The organism is Rhodococcus sp. BP-261, from assembly GCF_019835205.1.
Classification (GTDB): Bacteria; Actinomycetota; Actinomycetes; order Mycobacteriales; family Mycobacteriaceae; genus Rhodococcoides; species Rhodococcoides kyotonensis_B.
The window spans coordinates 16,069-32,516 of record NZ_JABUCO010000021.1 but is presented as its reverse complement, the minus strand read 5'-3'; the positions used below and the strand labels follow the sequence as shown (position 1 = coordinate 32,516).

12 protein-coding genes and 1 pseudogene are annotated in these 16,448 nt (G+C 65.4%); 5 read left to right on the top strand and 8 right to left on the bottom strand.

Annotated features, from left to right (window positions below; translation table 11 throughout):
• Positions 1–122: 122 nt before the first annotated feature.
• Positions 123–1,316 carry a PLP-dependent aminotransferase family protein gene (locus HQ354_RS19880; RefSeq protein ID WP_068431984.1) on the top strand — a complete coding sequence of 398 codons (1,194 nt, stop codon included), beginning with the start codon at positions 123–125 and terminating at the stop codon, positions 1,314–1,316.
• Here the strand turns inward: HQ354_RS19880 and glpK are convergent.
• Complete coding sequence (gene glpK, locus HQ354_RS19875) at positions 1,301–2,806, bottom strand: glycerol kinase GlpK (protein ID WP_068431981.1); 1,506 nt, start codon at positions 2,804–2,806, stop codon at positions 1,301–1,303. The two genes, HQ354_RS19880 and glpK, sit on opposite strands and share 16 nt — an antisense overlap.
• Before the next feature lie 145 nt (positions 2,807–2,951).
• On the opposite strand from glpK, the gene HQ354_RS19870 reads away from it, so the two are divergent.
• On the top strand, positions 2,952–4,688 hold the full coding sequence (locus HQ354_RS19870; protein ID WP_068431977.1) for a glycerol-3-phosphate dehydrogenase/oxidase: 1,737 nt from the start codon (positions 2,952–2,954) through the stop codon (positions 4,686–4,688).
• A 13-nt stretch (positions 4,689–4,701) separates the two neighbouring features.
• Here HQ354_RS19870 and HQ354_RS19865 read toward each other — a convergent pair whose 3' ends face one another.
• Genes HQ354_RS19865 through HQ354_RS19855 form a run of 4 tightly spaced genes read right to left on the bottom strand, consistent with a single transcriptional unit; the run spans position 4,702 to position 10,731 of the window.
• Positions 4,702–5,244: a hypothetical protein gene (locus HQ354_RS19865; protein WP_068431974.1), complete on the bottom strand. Its 543-nt coding sequence runs from the start codon at positions 5,242–5,244 to the stop codon at positions 4,702–4,704.
• 11 nt (positions 5,245–5,255) lie between these two features.
• On the bottom strand, positions 5,256–5,378 hold the full coding sequence (locus tag HQ354_RS25670) for a hypothetical protein (protein WP_261769047.1): 123 nt from the start codon (positions 5,376–5,378) through the stop codon (positions 5,256–5,258).
• A gap of 29 nt (positions 5,379–5,407) precedes the next feature.
• Positions 5,408–6,190, bottom strand: coding sequence for a DNA-formamidopyrimidine glycosylase family protein (locus HQ354_RS19860; RefSeq protein WP_222635407.1), 783 nt, complete (start codon positions 6,188–6,190; stop codon positions 5,408–5,410).
• A gap of 2 nt (positions 6,191–6,192) precedes the next feature.
• Positions 6,193–10,731 (bottom strand): ATP-dependent helicase, encoded by a 4,539-nt coding sequence (locus HQ354_RS19855; protein WP_222635406.1) that lies wholly within the window; start codon positions 10,729–10,731, stop codon positions 6,193–6,195.
• A gap of 77 nt (positions 10,732–10,808) precedes the next feature.
• Between HQ354_RS19855 and HQ354_RS19850 the strand changes: the two genes are divergently transcribed.
• On the top strand, positions 10,809–11,054 hold the full coding sequence (locus HQ354_RS19850; RefSeq protein WP_068431965.1) for a modification methylase HgiDII: 246 nt from the start codon (positions 10,809–10,811) through the stop codon (positions 11,052–11,054).
• Positions 11,055–11,061: 7 nt separating this feature from the next.
• Positions 11,062–11,322, top strand: a pseudogene (locus HQ354_RS25935) (DUF1992 domain-containing protein); the annotation flags it as partial.
• 27 nt (positions 11,323–11,349) lie between these two features.
• Here the strand turns inward: HQ354_RS25935 and HQ354_RS19840 are convergent.
• Positions 11,350–13,068 (bottom strand): NAD-dependent epimerase/dehydratase family protein, encoded by a 1,719-nt coding sequence (locus HQ354_RS19840; RefSeq protein ID WP_308115279.1) that lies wholly within the window; start codon positions 13,066–13,068, stop codon positions 11,350–11,352.
• Positions 13,065–14,306, bottom strand: a complete 1,242-nt coding sequence (locus HQ354_RS19835; RefSeq protein WP_222635405.1) for an aminotransferase class I/II-fold pyridoxal phosphate-dependent enzyme — start codon at positions 14,304–14,306, stop codon at positions 13,065–13,067. The genes HQ354_RS19840 and HQ354_RS19835 overlap by 4 nt, the downstream gene beginning before the upstream one ends.
• Before the next feature lie 349 nt (positions 14,307–14,655).
• On the opposite strand from HQ354_RS19835, the gene HQ354_RS19830 reads away from it, so the two are divergent.
• Entirely contained in the window at positions 14,656–15,786 is a 1,131-nt protein-coding gene (locus HQ354_RS19830; protein WP_068431955.1) for an acyl-CoA dehydrogenase family protein, read from the top strand.
• Between the two features lie 6 nt (positions 15,787–15,792).
• On the opposite strand, the gene HQ354_RS19825 is transcribed toward HQ354_RS19830, so the two are convergent.
• Positions 15,793–16,434, bottom strand: a complete 642-nt coding sequence (locus tag HQ354_RS19825; RefSeq protein WP_068431952.1) for a ribulose 1,5-bisphosphate carboxylase large subunit — start codon at positions 16,432–16,434, stop codon at positions 15,793–15,795.
• Positions 16,435–16,448 lie beyond the last annotated feature (14 nt).

Genomic DNA, 16,448 nt, shown 5'->3' with positions numbered 1-16,448 from the left:
CGTAGCCGCACGTCGAGTTGTCATGACATACTGGCGTGTGCCGACCACCATCCGGCACACTTCGCACCCCAGTCGATCCTCGGGTAGCTCGTACATCCGTATTTCGCTGCTGGGAGAAATCCATGACAACCATTCCGTCGTTGGCTCGTCGCCTCGATTCCGTGCAGAGTTCGGCGATTCGCGACCTGCTCGCGTTGACTGCGCGCGACGATGTCATCTCGCTCGCCGGTGGGCTTCCGGCCACGGAACTCATTCCAGCGCAACGGGTTCGAGAAGCCGCGGCTGCGGTGCTGTCCGAACCTCAGGCCGTTCAGTACGGCGAGACCCCGGGATGGCGGGGGCTGCGCGAGGTCATCGCCGGACGTGAGTCCGACGCGATCGGACGCGTCGTCGATCCATCGAACGTCGTCGTGACGCACGGCTCGCAACAGGCGCTGACTCTGGTGGCGCAGGCTCTGGTGGACCCCGGCACAGTGGTCGTGGTCGACGAACCCGCGTATACCGGTGCGCTGCAAGTGTTTTCGATCGCCGGTGCCGACATCCACGCAATTCCGATCGCGGCCGACGGCATGGACACGTACGAGCTCGAGCGCCGTCTCGCGGCCGGTCTGCGCCCAGCCCTGGTCCATACGGTCGCCAACTTCCACAATCCTCGTGGCGTCACGATGTCGCACGACAAGCGAGCGCATCTCGCGGCGTTGGCCGATCGCTACGGATTCTGGATTCTCGAGGACGACCCCTACGGCGAGATCTGGTTCGACGCGCCGCCGTCGCCGCCGATCGCGGCGCACTCGGACCGTGTCGTCCGACTGTCGAGTGCGTCGAAGATCCTGGCACCGGCGCTACGGGTCGGCTGGATGGTCGCGCCGAAGAGAGTGTGCGACGCTGTCGAACTGCTCAAGCAGGGTGCGGACCTGTGCGGCTCGTCGATGACGCAGCAGATGACGGCCGAGATGCTGTCGGACACATCGTGGCTCGGGATGCATCTGGAACGTCTGCGCAGTGCGTACGGACAGCGCGCGACCGCGCTGCGGACTGCAGTGGAAGCAGAGTTCGACGATCGAGTGCACATCTCGCCCGCCGACGGCGGAATGTTCGTCTGGCTGACGTTCCGTGACGGCACGGACACGACCGCACTGCTCCCCACGGCGCTGGAGAACGGGGTGGCGTTCGTGCCCGGTCGAGCGTTCGCCGACGCGCCGCAGTACTCCGGTGCGGCGCGGCTCTGTTTCGCGAGTTCAGCGGAACCCGTTCTGCAGGAAGCAGTTCGACGTCTGAAGTCGGCTCACGCCGACACGGCTCACACGCTGTCGTAGGTGCGTTCGACGGCGCGGTTCCAGGTTCGGTACATCTCTTCGCGGACATCCTCGTCGAGATCGGGTTCCCACGTCTTGTCGGCGGCCCAATTGGCGCGGATGTCGTCCTCGCCGTTCCAGTAGCCGACGGCGAGGCCCGCGGCATAGGCTGCGCCCAGCGCGGTGGTCTCGTTGACGACCGGTCGCACGACGGGAACGCCGAGCACGTCGGATTGGAACTGCATGAGGAGCTCGTTGACGACCATGCCGCCGTCGACCTTGAGCGTCGTCAGCGTCACGTCGGAATCCGCGTTCATCGCGTCGATGACCTCGCGGGTCTGAAATGCAGTGGCCTCCAATGCTGCTCGGGCGATGTGCCCCTTGTTCGCGAAACGAGTGAGTCCGGAGATGACGCCGCGGGCATCCGGACGCCACCGCGGCGCGAACAGACCGGAGAACGCAGGCACGAAGTAGACACCGCCGTTGTCGTCGACGGTGTCCGCCAATTCTTCGATTTCTCGGGCGTCGCGGATGATGCCGAGATTGTCGCGCAACCACTGCACGAGCGAGCCCGTCACCGCGACGGATCCTTCGAGCGCGTAGACGGTGTCCGCGTCGCCGAGTTTGTAGCAGACGGTGGTGAGCAGTCCGTGCTCGCTGCGGACCGGTGTCGTTCCCGTGTTGAGCAACAAGAAGTTTCCGGTGCCGTAGGTGTTCTTCGCTTCGCCGGGAGACAGACACGCCTGCCCGAAGGTCGCGGCCTGCTGATCACCCAGGATCCCCGAGATGGGCACTCCTGCCAGCACGCCTCGCGGCCGAACCTCACCGTAGATCTCCGACGACGTCTTGATCTCGGGCAGCATCGACATCGGGATCTCGAAGTCCGCGCAGATGTCCTCGCGCCACTGCAGCGTCTCGATGTCCATCAGCAACGTGCGCGACGCGTTCGTGACGTCGGTGATGTGCTTGCCGCCGTTCGTGCCGCCGGTCAGGTTCCACAGCACCCACGAGTCCATCGTGCCGAAACACAGTTCTCCCGCATCGGCACGCTCGCGTGCCCCGTCCACGTTGTCGAGAATCCACCGCACCTTCGGGCCGGCGAAGTACGTCGACAGGGGAAGCCCGGTGACGCTCTGGTATCGGTCCGCACCCGCGTCGCCCGCGAGCTTCCTGCACAGTTCGTCGGTGCGCGTGTCCTGCCACACGATGGCGTTGTACACGGGTTTGCCCGTTGCCCTGTCCCAGACGAGCGCGGTCTCGCGTTGGTTGGTGATGCCGACGGCGGCGATGTCCTGCGCCTTGACGTCGGCGTTTCCGAGCGCGGCGCCGACGACCTCACGCACGCCCACCCAGATTTCCTCCGCGTCGTGCTCGACCCAGCCTGCGCGAGGGAAGATCTGCCGGTGCTCCTTCTGCGCCGAGCCGACGGGTTTGCCGTCGTGTCCGAAGATGATGCACCTGCTCGAGGTGGTTCCCTGGTCGATCGATGCGATGAAGGTGTCGGACGTCACCAAAGCTCCCTTGTTCGGCCGGATCTATCGTTTCGGGTCGCGCGGGTATACGTGACGAACGGTAGCCTTGCGGTGAATCTCGGAGAAGCACGACATCCGGGTAGAGCACGGCTGCTTCGAATCCACGCGACACGGGAGCGAGTTCTTGAGCAACAAGTCGAACACCACATCCCTCGGGCCACAGGCGCGCGACGACGCGTGGGAGCAGCTGGGATCCGAACAGTTCGACGTCGTGGTCGTCGGCGGTGGCGTGGTCGGAGCCGGAGCGGCACTCGACGCGGCGACGCGTGGGCTCAAGGTGGCGCTCGTCGAGGCACGTGACTTCGCGTCCGGTACGTCGAGTCGCTCGTCGAAGATGTTCCACGGCGGTCTGCGCTACCTCGAGCAGCTCGAGTTCGGGCTGGTGCGTGAGGCTCTGCACGAGCGCGAGCTGTCGCTGTCGACACTTGCTCCCCACCTGGTCAAACCGCTGAAATTCCTGTTCCCGCTGACGCATCGTGTCTGGGAACGTCCCTACATCGCGTCGGGAATCTTTCTGTACGACCGAATGGGCGGCGCCAAGTCCGTTCCCGCGCAGAAACATCTGACGCGCTCCGGCGCGCTGCGGATGGCTCCCGGCATGAAGCGCAAGTCGCTGATCGGCGGAATTCGCTACTACGACACCGTCGTCGACGACGCGAGGCACACGATGACCGTCGCGCGGACGGCGGCTCAGTACGGGGCCGTCGTTCGGACGTCGACGCAGGTCGTCGGATTCCTGCGCGAAGCCGATCGAGTGTCGGGCGTGCGGGTGCGGGACTCGGAGAACGGTGCCACCACCGAGGTACGCGGCCACGTCGTCATCAACGCGACGGGTGTGTGGACCGACGAGATCCAGGCGTTGTCGTCGCAACGCGGTAGGTTCCGTGTTCGCGCATCCAAGGGCGTGCACATCGTCGTCCCGCGCGATCGCATCGTCAGCGAGGCGGCCATCATTCTGCGCACCGAGAAGTCCGTGCTGTTCATCATCCCGTGGGGTGCTCATTGGATCATCGGCACCACCGACACCGACTGGAAGCTCGATCTCGCCCATCCGGCGGCGACGAAAGCCGACATCGACTACATCCTCGGCGAGGTCAACACGGTTCTGGTGACGCCGTTGACGCACGAGGACATCGACGGTGTCTACGCCGGATTGCGGCCGCTGCTGGCGGGGGAGAGCGACGAGACGTCGAAGTTGTCCCGTGAACACGCCGTCGCGCGCGTTGCGCCCGGACTCGTCGCCATCGCGGGCGGCAAGTACACGACGTACCGGGTCATGGCCAAGGACGCCGTCGACCTCGCGTCCGACGACATTCCGGCGCGCGTCGCGTCGTCGATCACCGAGAAGGTGCCGCTGCTCGGTGCCGACGGCTACTTCGCGCTGGTCAACCAGACCCACCACCTCGCCCAGATGTACGGTCTGCATCCCTATCGGGTCACGCATCTGCTCGATCGGTACGGTTCGCTGATCGACGACGTTCTCGCGCTGGCAGCCGACAAGCCGTATCTGCTGCAGCCCATCACCGACGCGCCCAGCTACCTGCAGGTCGAGGTCGTTTACGCGGCGGTGGCCGAGGGCGCGTTGCACCTCGAGGACATCCTGGCGCGTCGCACACGCATCTCCATCGAATACTCGCACCGCGGCGTCAACTGTGCCGAGCAGGTCGCGGGACTGGTGGCGCCCATTCTCGGATGGGATGCGTCGGACGTCGATCGAGAGGTGACCACCTACACGGCGCGCGTGGAGGCTGAGATCAAATCACAGATGCAACCGGACGACGATTCTGCGGATGCACTGCGCGTCGTCGCCCCGGAGGCGCGTCAGGAGATCCTCGAACCGGTGCAGCCCGGAACGCACTGACCTGTGCCTTCCGTCAGTGCGTCAGCACTATCTTGACGGACACGATGAGCGCAGCCGCGACGGCCAACGCGATGGATCCGAGCAGCGTTCCGCGCGTTGGTTTCTCGCCGCGCAAGCGGCCGATGACGAAATTGGTCGACGCGATGCGCGCGATGATGACGACCTCGGCGGCGATCTGACCGATCGCCGGGTCGAGCAGTCCCCACCAGCCGACGGCGAGCAGAGCTGCGGGCAGGACCGTTGCGCTGAGGATCGGCACCGAGTCGCGTAGTTGCTCCCACCGTCCCGCGCGCGACAGATGCGAGCCGGTGCGCACGGTCTGCCCTACCCCTTCGGCGAACGCGTGCGCCACGAAGGTCGACACTCCGGTGCCCACGACGATCGCGACTCCCTGAAACGTGTGTTCCTCCGGTGACGTAAGGGGAATCAGCGCAGCGAGAATCAGGATGTTGCCGTACACGTAGGCGCTGATCCGGCTGGCCGCGTTCTCGCGGTCGAGCGGGTCGGTGCGCGACAGCAGCGGGCGATGCAGCAGGTGTCGCAGATTCGGCGCCATGGTGAGGGAGCCTAGTGCGGCGCGGCGCGGACCATCTGCTGTTCTCGGGTACGGACGAGCGACCGAGGAGCACGTGCTGCCATCGGGCCCGACGCGGCCATCGCGACGAGGGTGAGTATCGCCAAGAAGATCATGATTCGATCCTGGCGCGACTTCCTGTGGATCAGCTGGGACTGGGCTGGCAGTACGGGCAGTAATAGATCTGCCGCTCTTCCATCGGATTGTCGCCGAGGAGCCCGAACTCGATCGTCGTGCCACATCGCCTGCACGGTTTTCCTTCTCGGCCGTACACCCAGAAGTGGCGGCCCGCCCGACGGTCGCCGGTGGTAACGCGCTGGTTGCGGTCCTTGTTGGCCCAGATCGTTCGATACGACAGGTCGACCATCTTGCCGATGTTGCCTGCCTCGCGCACCGGGGTACGTGGGTCGACGCCGCGAAGGAAGCAGATCTCGTTGCGGTACACGTTGCCCAAGCCGGCGAGGTTGCGTTGATCGAGCAGCGCGAGACCGACGGCGCGGTCGGGATCGGCGGAGATGTTCGCGACGGCTGTGCCTGCATCCCAGTCGTCGCCGAGCAGATCGGGACCGAGGTAGCCGACGGCCTCGTCCTCGTTCTCGAGAATCTCGAGAACGCCGAGTTCGAAGCCCACTGCCGTCGCGTCGTCGTTCTCGAGAATCGCCCGCGCCTGGAATGCGGGTCGCCGCCACTTCGCGCCGTGGGGATAGACCTGCCACGTCCCTTCCATCTTCAGATGGCTGTGAACCGAATGACCTGCCACACGGATCAACAGATGCTTGCCGCGCGATGCGACCGAGTCGACGGTCTGACCGGTGAAGTCGACTGTGGCATAACGCGGCACACGAATGTCGCAGCGAGTGAGCACTTTTCCTTCGAGTGCGGCGCGAAGTTTGTTCGCAGCACGATAGACGGTGTCGCCCTCGGGCACGGCTACCCCCGCAGCCTGAGGCCGCGCGGCGTCGCAGAGAAACCTGCTGCGACAAGCGTTTTCGAGAAGTCGGTGCCGTGGATGTCGTGTCCGTCGACGCGTTCGACGAGCAGCTTGTCGACGCCGCCGCGCTTCACCGTCGCGGCCAATGCCTGTGCGGCCGTCGCGGTGACCTCCTCGTCGTCGGAAAACGTCAACACGGTCTTTCCTCCTCGTTCGACGAACAGAGTGAGTTCGCCCTCGTGCAGGACAACGAGTGCACCTGCTTTGCGCCCCGGTCGGTGTCGCGGGGTGTCGACGTCGTCGTCGGGCTTCGGCCACGGCAGCGCGGCGCCGTACGGGTTGGCGGGATCACACGCAGCCAGAACGACGGCGCCCGTCTTCTCCCGCTCGTCGTAGCTGCGCAACCGGTCGACGACCTCGGATGTCGAGAACTGTGCGCCGCCGAGCGAATCCACGAAGTAGCCGCGTCGGCTGCGACCGGAATCCTCGAATGTCGTCAGCACCTTGTACATCGTCGCGAACCCGCCCGGGATTCCCTCGTTCATGACGGAACCCCGCGTCACGACGCCGTACCGTTCGAGCAGCACGTCGGCGGTCGCGTGCGCGCGAACGGTCGGATCCGGTTCGAGTTCGGGGACACGGGACCAGCGTCCGCCTGCCGTCGGCGGACCGCTGCGTGACGGCAGCGTCGGACGTTCGAATCGCCGATACGACCGCAGACGCGGTGTGCGTCTGGGCGCCCGGTGGCTCGGCGCCGACCTGGTGGTGGTGGCGTTCAGCAGGGCGCGCAACGGCGCGAACGTGTCGTTGCTGAGGCGGCCGGCCCAGACGAGCTCCCACAATGCTGCGACCAGGCTGTCGTCGTCGGTGCTGCCGACGGTGTCGGACAGTTGGCGGAAGAAGTACGCGCCGCCTGCCGCGACGGCGTCGAGCACGTTGATCTGCAACTCCGACAGGTCGGCTTCGGCAGGCGGCGCCAATGTCAGGGGCGCCGTGTCGGCCATGTGCAGACAGACCCAGCCGTCCTTCGAGCTGATGGACCCGTGGCCGGACCAGACCACCTCACCGGTGGAGGTCAGTTCGTCGAGCATCGCGGGGGAGTAGTCGCGCACGCGCGACGACAGAACGAGCGACTCCCACGCCGACGCCGGAATGGGCACTCCCGCAAGCTGTTCCACGACCGACGCCACTCCGTCGATGCCACTGAGCTGGCGACTGTCGACGTGTTGCCACGCCGGGAGGAAGCGTCCGAGGGTCGCGGTGCCGACAGGTTCCACTTCCTGTCGAGCGGCCGCGAGAGACCGTCGGCGGAGCCTGCGCAGCACCTCGGCGTCGCACCACTCACTTCCGGTCTTCTCGGGCCGGAACTCGCCTTCGACGACGCGCTTGTCGGCGCCGAGGGTTGCCAATACACCACGTACGACGGCGGTTCCGATACCGAACCGTGCTGCGACGTCGTCGACCGAGAACGGTCCGTGCGTACGGGCGTAGCGGCTGATCAGATCGGTCATCGGGTCGTCGACCGGTTCGATGAACGCGTTGGGCGTTCCGATCGGAAGGGGTACACCGAGCGCGTCGCGCAGGCGGCTGGCGTCTTCGATCGCGGCCCACCACGTGTTCCCGGCGTACGTGACCTCCAACGCTCGTCTGGCCGAGACCAGTTCGTCCAGCCAGAGTCGCGACTCGTCGCCGTGGGTCCTGGCATCGACCTCGTCGGCGGTGAGCGGGCCGAGCAAACGCAGGAGGTCGGCGACGCCTTCGATGTCCTTCGCGCGCCGATCGGGCACGAGGCGTTGCAGTTCGAGTTCGGTGGTCTCGATGACCGACTGATCGAGCAGTTCCCGCAGTTCGACGCGTCCGAGCAACTCGGCGAGCAGCGCGGAGTCCAGCGACAATGCCTGCGCACGACGTTCGGCGAGCGGACTGTCGCCCTCGTACATGAATGCGCCGACGTAGTTGAACAGCAACGAGTTGGCGAACGGCGACGGCGACGGTGTCTCGACCTCGACGATCCGGATCTGCCGACGCCCGATCTGCGCAAGGATCTCTTCGAGAGCAGGGAGGTCGTACACGTCCTGCAGGCATTCGCGCACGGTCTCGAGCAGGATCGGGAATGTCGGATAGCGGCGGGCGACATCGAGCAGTTGCGACGCGCGCTGTCGCTGCTGCCACAGGGGTGCACGCTTTCCCGGATTGCGTCGGGGAAGAAGCAGTGCGCGCGCGGCACATTCACGGAAGCGCGATGCGAACAGCGCCGAACCACCGACCTGCTCGGTGACGATGTCGGCGATCTCGTCGCTGTCGAACACGAACAGGTCGGCGCCGGGCGGATTGTCGTCGGTGTCGGGGAGTCGGACGATGATGCCGTCGTCGGACGCCGTCGGTGCCGCGTCGATGCCGTAGCGCTCGATCAGCCGCGCGCCGATCGCGAGTGCCCACGGGGCATGCACTTGCTGGCCGTAGGTCGAGTGCAGCACGAGGCGCCAATCGCCCAGTTCGTCGCGGAACCGTTCGACGATCATCGTGCGGTCCGTGGGAAGTTGCCCGGTCGTCTCCTTCTGTTCGTCGAGAAGCGAGATCAGGTTGGTGACCGCGTTGGCGTCGAGACCGTCGCCGCTCAGTCGCGCGTCGAGGCCCTCGCGTTCGGACGTACTGCGGAGGAACTCGCCGAGAGCCCGACCCAGTTCGGCGGGACGGCCGAGGCCGTCGCCGTGCCAGAACGGCAGACGCCCGGGCTGACCGTACGCGGGGCTGACGAGCACGCGGTCGTGGGTGATCTCCTCGATGCGCCAACTGGTGGCGCCGAGTGCGAACACATCCCCGACGCGCGATTCGTAGACCATTTCCTCGTCGAGTTCGCCTACGCGAGAGGCCTTTTCGCCGACCATGTACACCGTGAACAGTCCGCGGTCGGGGATCGAACCGCCGGACGTGACGGCAAGCCGCTGCGACCCGGGACGGCCGGTGAGGGTGTTGGCGTCGCGATCCCACACCAGGCGAGGACGTAGTTCGGCGAATTCGTCCGACGGATAGCGACCGGACAGCAGGTCGAGCGTCGACTCGTAGGCCGAGCGCGGCAGGGTCGCGAAGCTGCCGGTGCGCCGGACCGCGTCGAACCAGTCGTGTGCGTCGATGGGCTCGAGTGCACACGCCGCAACGGTCTGCTGCGCGAGGATGTCCAACGGATTGGCCGGTACGGCAAGCGCTTCGATCTTGCCGGTCGTCATCCGCTCGACGGTGACGGCGCAGTGGATCAGATCGGTGCGATGCTTCGGGAAGAGCACGCCTTTCGAGATCTCACCCACCTGGTGGCCGGCGCGTCCGACGCGCTGGAGTCCGCTCGCCACGGACGGGGGTGCTTCGACCTGGACGACGAGATCGACTGCGCCCATGTCGATTCCGAGCTCGAGACTGCTGGTGGCGACGACGCATCGCAGTCGGCCGGATTTGAGGTCGTCCTCGATGAGGGCGCGCTGATCCTTGCTGACGCTGCCGTGATGGGCGCGTGCGAGAAGCGGCTCGGCCCCGTGATTGACCTCGCCCGAGCTGCCGAGCTGCGATGCGGGCCCGTGTGCGGTGTCGATTCCGTCGCCGAGTCGCTCGGCGTACACCTCGTTGAGTCGGGCCGTCAGACGTTCGGCCAGGCGACGCGAGTTGGCGAAGACGATGCACGACTTGTGGTCGAGGATCAGATCGACCATCTTCTCCTCGACGTGTGGCCAGATGGACCCCTGCTGCGGCGCGGCCGACGCGTCTCCTTCGGCGGGCGTGGTGACACCGAGCTCGGTCATGTCCTCGACCGGCACCTGCACCGTGAGGTCGAACGTCTTCGGCGCAGGCGGGGCGACGATCTCGATCGGCGCAGCGCCGGTGAGGAATCGGCCGACCTCCTCGTGCGGCCGGACCGTCGCGGACAGGCCGATGCGTTGCGCGGGTTTCGGCAGCATCAGGTCGAGGCGTTCGAGCGAGAGCGCGAGGTGCGACCCGCGCTTCGTGCCTGCGACGGCATGGACCTCGTCGACGATGACGGTGTCGACGAGCGTCAGAGCCTCGCGCGCCGACGACGTCAGCATCAAAAACAGTGACTCCGGGGTGGTGATGAGGATGTCCGGGGGAGTCTTGATCATGGTGCGGCGGTCTGCCTGACTCGTGTCGCCCGATCGGACACCGACGGAGATGTCCGGCGGTTCGAGGCCGAGACGCTTGGCCGTCTGCGTGACACCGACGAGCGGTGCGCGCAGGTTGCGTTCGACGTCGACCGCAAGGGCCTTCAGCGGCGAGATGTAGAGAACTTTCGTCTTGCGTTCGGCCTGAACGTCCCGGGTGGCCAGCTGATCGATGGACCACAGGAACGCCGACAGCGTCTTGCCCGAACCGGTCGGCGCGACGACCAACGTGTGGCGACCGCTCGAGATTGCTTCCCAGGCCCCTGCCTGCGCGGACGTCGGACTGTGGAACGCGCCGGCGAACCACTCCTGCGTCGGCGCGGAGAAACGCGCGAGTGCCGCCGTCGCGTCGGTCTCTACTTTTCGGGCCATTCGACCATGATGCCCCGAGGCACCGACAACGAACCTCGAACGTGTGGGGACGGCGCTCGCTGGGTACTGGACCAGCCATGACCGACGACCAAGAGATCATGCAGAAGATCACCGCAGAACTCGACGCTCGACTGGGCAAGGAAACCAACGGCCTGCAGAACGAAGTTCCGCCGGGGGCCAGCGTTCAGGAAGACGACGGTGAGCGGGGTCCCCTCGGGCGGGACTACCACCTGGCCGCGAAGTACGCGCAGGCACTGGCCATCGGCGAGCCGCAGCTGATCGACCGGGCCGAGTTCGATCGCCTGGTCGAGCAGTACGGCTGAGCCCCATGTGAGTACTTATGTAGAGCCTGCTCTACATAAGTACTCACGTGCGCCGAAGGCGCCCGACAGGCATCATCGATGTGTGACGGAAAGAAAGAAGCACGGCGTCACTTTCGAGTCGTTCGTCGACAAGCAGATTCGAGAAGCGCAGGAGCAGGGCGCGTTCGAGAACCTCGAGGGCGCAGGCAAGCCGATCCCGAAGGGGACCGGTCCGCACGACGAGTTGTGGTGGATCAAGGGCTATCTGAAACGAGAGAACCTGTCCACCGATGCGCTCCTGCCCGAATCGTTGCAGCTACGCAAGGAAATCGAGAAACTTCCGGCCGTCCTGATCGACATGCGGCTCGAGGAGTCGGTCCGCAGCCATCTGCGCGATCTGAACGCCCGCGTCGTCGCCTGGATTCGGGTGCCGTCGCCTCCGTTGATTCCCATCTCTCCGGTCGACGTCGACGCGTGGGTCGAGCAGTGGCGGGTGAACCGGGCCGCAGTCGACGCCGCTGCCCGGGCCTCCCGTGCGTCTAGCCCCGAATCGTCTGCGGCGCCGACGGCGCGGCCTGGCTGGTGGCAGCGCCTGCGGGCCCGATGTGCGCGATGACGTCGTCGATCGTGCGTGCCGTCTGTAGGTCGCGACGGACACGCGGCCCCGCACACGCGTCGGGACCAAGGGGTCGTCGGGTGACGGCGAGCGGGTGCCCTCGTCGACGACGATGGATATCGGTCCACCGAACGTGCGCCGCGCATATTCGACGGCTTCGGTGACAGCCCTGTCGAACTGCGCCTGGTCGACGCGGCCGCGAGGGCCGGTGCTGAGCCCGTGCCCCGGTGGATCGACCGCGACGACGTCGTACCCGCGCTCTCGCAGTTCCACGGCCAGCGGAGTGCAATAGCGAGCGTGTGAGCCAGGTCGGGCAGGCAGGACGATCGTCCTGCGCCCACCCCCACGATGCACTTCGCAGTGCACACTTCCGTCGGGTGTCCGCAGTTGAACGTGTTCACCTGCGGCGACGCCCACGACTGCCGATGCCGGTGCCAGGGCTGCCTCACACGCGGCGTCGCGTTCGAGAGCGTATTCGGGCAGGAGAATCGGCCGTCCCTGCAGCAGGATCATGATTGCCGCGCATTCTCGCGACGTCAGCGTCGGCGACCATCCGGTGGCCGTGTGCAGGGCCGTAGAGTCGACGACGGGTTCGCCTGCCGTCACCCATTGGCCCGAGAACGGCGTGAGGCCCAGACGGAAGGCGATGTTCGCGGCGACGACGGCCGCACGTTCAGGCACGTCGAACAGCCTCTGACCCTGCATCGCAGCGAGTTCACGCACGCCTGTCCAGTCGCGTGGCCCGACGTTGTACGGTCCGTCGAGATTCTGTTTCACCGCCCGGTGGAACGCGTCGGCGAGGTCGTGTTGATGCAGGAACTGGTACGACGCGCGATCAGCCTGTGGGAATGCGCCGATCGTGGACGTGAACTGATCGATGCCGTCGTTGGAGAAGTCGGGACCGATGATGTACGTCGGCCGGAGCATGCTGACAGCCATCTCGCCCGGGTGTCGCCGCAGCCACCATTCCGCGTAGTGCTCGACCTCGGCCTTGTCGTGGAAGTAGTACCGGTCGGGATCGCCTGCGGGATAGTCCTTCTCGGTCAGAGGCTCGTCGTGGATGTCCGGGCCGTACGCGTTGATGCTCGACGCGATGACCATGCGTCGTACGCCTGCGCGGTACGCGCTGTCGAGCACGTTGCGCGATCCGCGCTGGTTGATGTCGTGTGTCGTTCGTTTGTCGCGCAGCTCCTCCACGACGAACGCGAGATGGACGACGACGTCGCACCCCCGAAAGATGTGTTCCATCTCCGGAGATCGGATGTCGGACCGAACGGACTGCAATTTGGGGTGCACGAGGGGGGTCCGTCGACGCGCGATTCCCACGACCGACTCGACGTCGTCGTCGTCGAGCAAGCCAGGGAGTATCGCCCGAGCGAAGTCGCTCGTCGCTCCGGTCACCGCGATGCGAAGTGTCACGACGGCAGCTCCGCGCGGCTTTCGGCGACCGTGTCGGTGATGGTCTCGATCGCGGTCCTGATGTGCGAATCCGTGTGCGACGCCATCGCGCACAGCCGCAACAGGGCCCCGTCGCGTGGGACTGCAGGGTGCAGAGCCGCGCTGGTGAAGATGCCTCGGTCGAACAGTGTGCGCCACAGGCTCATTGCGACGAGATCGTCGCCGACGTGCAGTGACACGATCGGAGACGCGGCGTCACCGCCCGGTGTCCTCGATCGCGCGCCGACGTCGAGACCGGCGTCGGCCAGTCCTTTTCGTAGTGTTTCTGCGTTGTGCAGTACGCGGTCGGCGCGTTGACGACCTTCGTCGCTGCGGATGAGTTTGACCGACGCGAGGGAAGCGCCCACTGCTGCCGGCACCCCCGACGTCGTGAACAGAAAGGCGCGGGCGTGGATGCGCAGTGTGTCGAGCAGGTCGTTCGAGCCTGCGATGAATCCGCCGGTGGAACTGGGACTCTTCGACAGCGAGGCCATACGGATGTCGGTGTCGTTCTCGGTTCCGAACAGTTCGGCGGCGCCGGTCAGTCGGTCGCCGTATACGCCGAGACTGTGTGCCTCGTCGACCATCAGTGCTGCACCGTATTTCGTGCACAGGGCGGTGATCTCGTCGAGCGGAGCGAGATCACCTTCCATCGAATACAGACCGTCGACGATGACCAGGACGGCACCGTCGCCGTCGACCGGTTCCTGCAGCTTGGCTTCGAGATCCTGCAGGTCGTTGTGTGCGAACTTGCGAATTCGGGCACCGGACAGCTGGCTTCCGTCGCGAATCGACGCGTGCGCTGCGGAGTCGACGACGATGACGTCCTGTTTGCCGACGACAGCGCTGATCGTGCCGACGTTCGTCTGATAGCCGGTGGTGAACACCATGGCCCCCTCGGTGCCATGCCATTCGGCGATCTCGTTCTCCAATTCGAGGTGGAGATCCATCGTGCCGTTGAGCAGTCGGCTCCCGGTGATGGCGGAGCCGAAGGTGTCCAGCGCCTCTCGGGCGCCGCGTTTGATGTCGGGGTGATCGGCGAGTCCCAGATAGTTGTTGGAACCCAACATGATCTTGTCCACGCCTTCGACCTGTACGACGGGCGCGGTTGCCGATTCCATGACGCGGAAATAGGGGCTGACGTCGGCGTCACGAACGGAGCGAAGCAATTCGACGCGGTCGTCGCCGTCGAGTCTCTTGATCAATCGGTTTACGGTCATCTGTCCCTGGTCTCCTAGGGCATCGTCGGGTGCACGGAAGTCGAGCACTACGTAGATTCGATGGTCGCGAACTCGAGAAGTAGTTCGGCGCGGGTGCGTAATCGGATGGGTGTGGAGAACGAATTCGGAGCGGAAATTTCCATTTCCGCAGATCGAAACTCTTTTTACGGACAAAACAAACTCGCAACCCGGTTTCCATCGACACAAAAAACCTCGAACCGGAGGTTTCGGCAGGTGAGACTGCGGGTAGATCGCCGTCCGGTTGCGAATTCGATTGTCGCTGTTCAGTCATGCCCACGGTGCGAACCGCTCGTGTGCATATCACTCTTGTATTCATCGAAGGAGAAACATGACTGCATTGATGGTTCGAGAACGCGAAATTCTGGAGAAATATCTTCCGGGTCTTCTGGACTATTTGGACGAAACGCCCTTGGCCGATCTCGAAGGTCGTAGCGGTGATGCCATTGCAAAATTCCGAGAAGCCGGGGGTACCGCCCTCATCGTTCCGAAGAATCTCGGGGGGTTGGGTGCGACGGCACTCGACGCGGTCCGCGCGCAGCGGGCCATCGGGTCGCGGTCGCCGTCGCTCGGTGCGGCGACGACCATGCATCATCTGTCCATTGCGTCGCTGAACGAATTCGCGCAGGAGGCGTCCGACGACGACCGTGCGTTGATCGCGGCGCTCGTCGAGCAGCGAGCCGTCATCGCATCGGGCTTCTCCGAGGGAAATCCGGGCGGCAGCGTGTTCATCCCCACGATGAAGGCGACGAAGCGGGGGGATACGTACATCATCAACGGCAGCAAGAAGCCCTGTAGCTTGTCGGGTTCGATGGATCTGTTGACCGCGAGTGTCGAGGTCGAAGGCGTCGGCGACAAGGACGGCGAGCGTGCAGTCGCGTTGATTCCGTCCAATCTGGACGGGGTGACCGTGAACCGGTTCTGGGACACCGACATCCTCGCCGGCGCGCAGAGCGACGAGGTGAAGCTCGACGACGTCGAGGTGCCGGCAAGTTTCGTGCTGCTCAACATCGACGACGATCCCGACGGCATTCACGAGATGACGGGCTACCTGTGGTTCGGCATGCTGATCACGGCCAACTACCTCGGCGCCGCGTCGATGCTGCTGGAGAAACTCCTCGCGGCGGACAAGGGCGACTTCGAGGGCTACACCAGGGCGGCGGCCGATATCGAGAACGGCATGGCTGCAATCGAATCCGTGGCGTGGGAATTCGATTCCGGGGCGCGGGGGCAGGATTTGTCCGCCCGACTTCTGTTCTGCCGCATCGCGATTCGCGACGCTCTGGTGCGTGCGAGCTCTGCTGCGATGGAGTCGCTCGGCGGCATCGGATTCATCAAGTCGCCCGAGATCGGGTACCTCGCGGCTGCCATTCAGGCGTACGCGTTTCATCCGCCGTCACGCCGTACCATCTCCGAGACGCTGACCAAGTATCACGGCGGTGACGAATTCGCGTTCGTGTGAGGGGATCTAGTGGTGGTCTTCCTCGTCGGCGAGCTTCTCCTCGCCTCGGTTGCGGAAGAACTTGAACCCGGGGATGCCGATGACTGCGCGTCGAACATCTTTCGTGACGGCGAGCAGTTCGTGAATTTCCGGCGACACGGTGTCGAGCGTGGCCAGAATGGGAATGACCGCTTCCATGTGTTTCACGAGCCCGGGGAGTTGGTCGACCATCTCGATGGCCGCGTCGACCTCGTCCTCGGACAGATGGTCGACGAATTTCTTGGCGAACGGGGCGGACTGTTGAGCAATCGGATCGAACAATTCCACCAATTCGAGTGCGGTGGTGGAGGTCGCCCCGGCCGTCAGCACCACGTCGTTCGCTGCTCGGGTGGTCGACGCAGCCCCGTCGACGACGCTGTCCACGCGATCGATGACACCTCCCGTTCGGTCGATCAGGCGCTGCGCGGCGTCGACGACGGCGTCTATCCGGGCGACGAGCACGGCGGCTTCGTCGAGCAGCGCACTGATGCGTCCCGGCAGTTCGACCGCGAACGTCACCGACTCGCGGGCCCATCGGGCGCTCGCTTTCACCACGCCGATCCCGAAGCCGACCGCCGACTTTCCGTCGACGGGGTCGGGGAGTCGGACGCCTGCCAGCACCAGTGCCATGCACACGACAATGC